Origin of the sequence: Acidithiobacillus sp. HP-2, assembly GCF_015100155.1 — a bacterium.
Lineage (GTDB): Bacteria > Pseudomonadota > Gammaproteobacteria > Acidithiobacillales > Acidithiobacillaceae > Acidithiobacillus.
Genome location: NZ_JACKZA010000048.1, coordinates 1 through 1331 on the forward strand (window position 1 = coordinate 1; position 1331 = coordinate 1331).

The following is a 1331-nucleotide window of genomic DNA, read 5'->3' on the forward strand; positions in this document are numbered from 1 at the left end:
GACTTCGTCACCTTGCCAGTGTCGGCAAGTCACCGCCGCTTCGGCTCACTTCCTCTCACAGCAGAGAAAGGGCAGACCCAGTGATTACAGTAACAAACACATTGGGCTCTGCATTCCAAACATGCTCAAGCAGCTTTACCCCCAAAAGGGCGGGCTACGCTGGCTGGGCGTACAGTACGTGATATCCCAAGACCAGACGGTATTGGCTGCGGTGGCCGTATGGGTGGTGGGTAACTTCCCTTTGCGGGGCGGGTGCGCACGACCCCGTCGTGCGTTCATACCTTCGGCCTTGAGGATCCGGTAGAAAGTGGACTCTGATGCCAGATAAACCCCCGCATCCGCCAGCCGTGGCACAATCTGGGTGGGTGGCAGGTGTGCGGCATCCGGACGATGACAGGCGTCCAGCACTTCCTGCACCTCGGCTTCACTCAGCTTGTTGCTGGGTGCCGGTCGTTCCACCGTCGTGCGGGCATCCGCCTTCACCATTCCCTGCTCCTCTGTCCATCGCTGGACGGTACGTAATGATAAGCCCGCTTCTGTGCTGGCCCGCGACCGGCGCGCACCACTGTCAGCCGCTTCCTGTATCCAGGCGATCAATTGTTGCCGCTCCAGGACCGGGGTTAATCTTCCCCGATGTCGTCCCCCCAGAGGGCGTTCAATTTTTTTCGCAAGATCAGCAGCGCAGCCGCCTCGGCTAAGGCCTTGTCTTTGCGACGCAGTTCTCGCTCCAACTCACGAATCCGTTTCTGGTCTGCACGACCTTGCGCACCCGCTGTCTGTTTCTGTTGGGTGGCGGTCTGCTGCCCAACGATACAGGCATGTTTCCACCCTTTTACCTGGTCTGGATACAGCCCTTTCTCCCGGCAATATGCGCTCAACTCCACCGCTGACAGCAGGGCTGTTTCCACCACCGCTGCCAACTTGGACTCGGCAGACCAACACTCTGCCGTCTTCTTGGTCACTGCACTCATCGTCCCACTCGCTATCGCCTGCTTACGCCAAGAGCTATGCTCGAAAGTGGTGTACGGGCGCGTTACAACTGGCTTGAATGAGGTGGCGTACTGTTGCTACAAAGGGTTTCCGACTCAAAGAGCAACATAAGGAGTACGCCGTGGAAAAGAATACCGTAATAGCAGGTGGGATGGGAGAGTTGGGTCTGGGCATTGAAGGGATACTTCGACGCGCGGCACGCTCTCTGATTGAGCAGGCCATAGAGGCAGAGGTGGCGGTATTGCTGGAAGAATTTGCGACGGTGCGGATGGTTGATGGGCGTCAGGCGGTCGTGCGTAATGGGCATCTGCCGGAGCGCGAGATCATGACCGCTCTGGGTC

2 pseudogenes are annotated in these 1331 nt (G+C 58.5%); one reads left to right on the top strand and one right to left on the bottom strand.

From position 1 onward, the window contains the following. Nucleotides 1-174: 174 nt before the first annotated feature. Nucleotides 175-1001, bottom strand: a pseudogene (locus H7F11_RS16585) (helix-turn-helix domain-containing protein); the annotation flags it as partial. A gap of 47 nt (nt 1002-1048) precedes the next feature. Between H7F11_RS16585 and H7F11_RS16590 the strand changes: the two are divergent. Then, nucleotides 1049-1331, top strand: a pseudogene (locus H7F11_RS16590) (IS256 family transposase); the annotation flags it as partial.